Origin of the sequence: Methanoregula sp., assembly GCF_002835825.1 — an archaeon.
GTDB lineage: Archaea > Halobacteriota > Methanomicrobia > Methanomicrobiales > Methanospirillaceae > Methanoregula.
In genome coordinates this window covers 1-1,538 of record NZ_PIZH01000487.1, presented here as the reverse complement: position 1 = coordinate 1,538, position 1,538 = coordinate 1, and the positions used below count along the sequence as shown (strand labels likewise).

3 protein-coding genes are annotated in these 1,538 nt (G+C 56.4%); 2 read left to right on the top strand and 1 reads right to left on the bottom strand.

Going from position 1 to position 1,538, the window contains the following annotated elements; translation table 11 throughout:
- Positions 1–25: 25 nt before the first annotated feature.
- Both CW742_RS12565 and CW742_RS12560 read left to right on the top strand, forming a co-directional pair.
- On the top strand, positions 26–271 hold the full coding sequence (locus tag CW742_RS12565) for a helix-turn-helix domain-containing protein (RefSeq protein WP_292420874.1): 246 nt from the start codon (positions 26–28) through the stop codon (positions 269–271).
- Entirely contained in the window at positions 268–582 is a 315-nt protein-coding gene (locus CW742_RS12560; RefSeq protein ID WP_292420872.1) for a transcriptional regulator, read from the top strand. The genes CW742_RS12565 and CW742_RS12560 overlap by 4 nt, the downstream gene beginning before the upstream one ends.
- 40 nt (positions 583–622) lie before the next feature.
- Here the strand turns inward: CW742_RS12560 and CW742_RS12555 are convergent.
- A partial coding sequence (locus tag CW742_RS12555; RefSeq protein ID WP_292420870.1) for a phospholipase D-like domain-containing protein occupies positions 623–1,538 on the bottom strand: 916 nt, incomplete at its 5' end.

The following is a 1,538-nucleotide window of genomic DNA, read 5'->3' as shown; positions in this document are numbered from 1 at the left end:
TGTTAACAGTGTTAACATCACTCACATGCAACCAGCAACACTACCACCCTCATCAAAGACGGTGCTCCGGATCCTGGATGACGGCGGGTCAATGACCCACAAGGACATTGTCAGCAAGAGCCGGCTTGCACCACGGACCGTCCGCTATGCATTGAAGAAACTCAAGGAGCGCGGTCTCATCATCGAGAAGTTCAACTTCCGGGATGCCCGCCAGATCATCTACCAGAACAGGTCTTCCTACGTGGAAAAGCCCCAGAGTGCATTTGCATGACAAAGCACTGCTGTACCCTGATGCACTGCGACACCATGGTCAGAAGCCTCCTGCCCCCCATGCGGGCCGAGATGGTCTTCCGGCTGGTGCAGAAGCAGGGACTGAGCCAGAGCGACGCGGCGAAAAAACTTGGCGTCACAAGAGCGGCAGTCTCGCAGTACCTGAGCAGGAAGCGGGGTGCAGGAGAGGTCGAGATCTCTTCGGAACTTAACCTGATGATCGACCGCTGGGCCCTTGCCGTTGTCACGGGCGAGAGCGACATCAATCTCTGTGATGTATGCCAGTGCGCCAAAAAGAAGAACCCATTCTGACCTTTTCTCATCCACCGTTCAGGGATTGTCCACCGGCAACTCAGGAATACCTTCTCCTGCGATAGTACTTGTATCCCAGCAGGGCACCAACAACCAGCAGCACTACGGTAATCTTTACATAATCCGTTCCGGTACCAGGAGCCCTTGCAGCGGGATTCCAGTCATCTTCGAACACGGACGTGAAATATCCGGCAACCCCGGGATGGTCGATGATCACACCGGCTTCCCGGTTGAAGTTCGGGGAATTGCTGTTCCAGTTGATGCTGCTGACCAGTACCCTTCTGCCATCGACAATGACCCCTTTATTGTGGATCTTCGCAAGATGACTTGTTTCAAGGTCTGCCAGCCGGCCCTCAAGCGGGAGATGTTCGGCCGCGGCAATGCGGTTGATAAGTGCAGCCATCTCGTCATTGTCATTGTTTCCTTCGGTATTGTACCAATAGGAATCCAAAAGCACCCGTACCTTCACCCCGCGTCGCGAGGCATCGATTGCCGCAGAGAGGAAGGGGTTCAGGATGACCCGGGTCTCGTTCGTGATGTAGGCTTCCTCGATGTCGATACTCTTCTCTGCGGAAGCGATCAGCGCAGTTATCTGGCTGCTGGTGTCGGGTGCAAGGACAGGGCGGATGGTTGCACCGGTAAACGTCTGCGGGCGAAACGCCGGGGCGTGCGTCTCCGTGGACAGGATTTCCTGCCGCCCGGGCCCACCATTGTACGGGACAACCGAAGGGCTCCGCAAGTCCTCCTGGAATACCGTGGCGAAGTATACTGCCGTTGCAGGATCGTGCAGGACAACGCCCCACCCCCGGTTGCCCGAGACCCCTTCCGGTGCAAACCCGTTGTACTTGAAATTCTCACTCACGACGAGGACGGTTGTCCGGTCGATGACAACATACTTGGCATGGTCGTACCGGTACGGGGCATGTGAAGTGCCGGACGACACCATTGCATACACG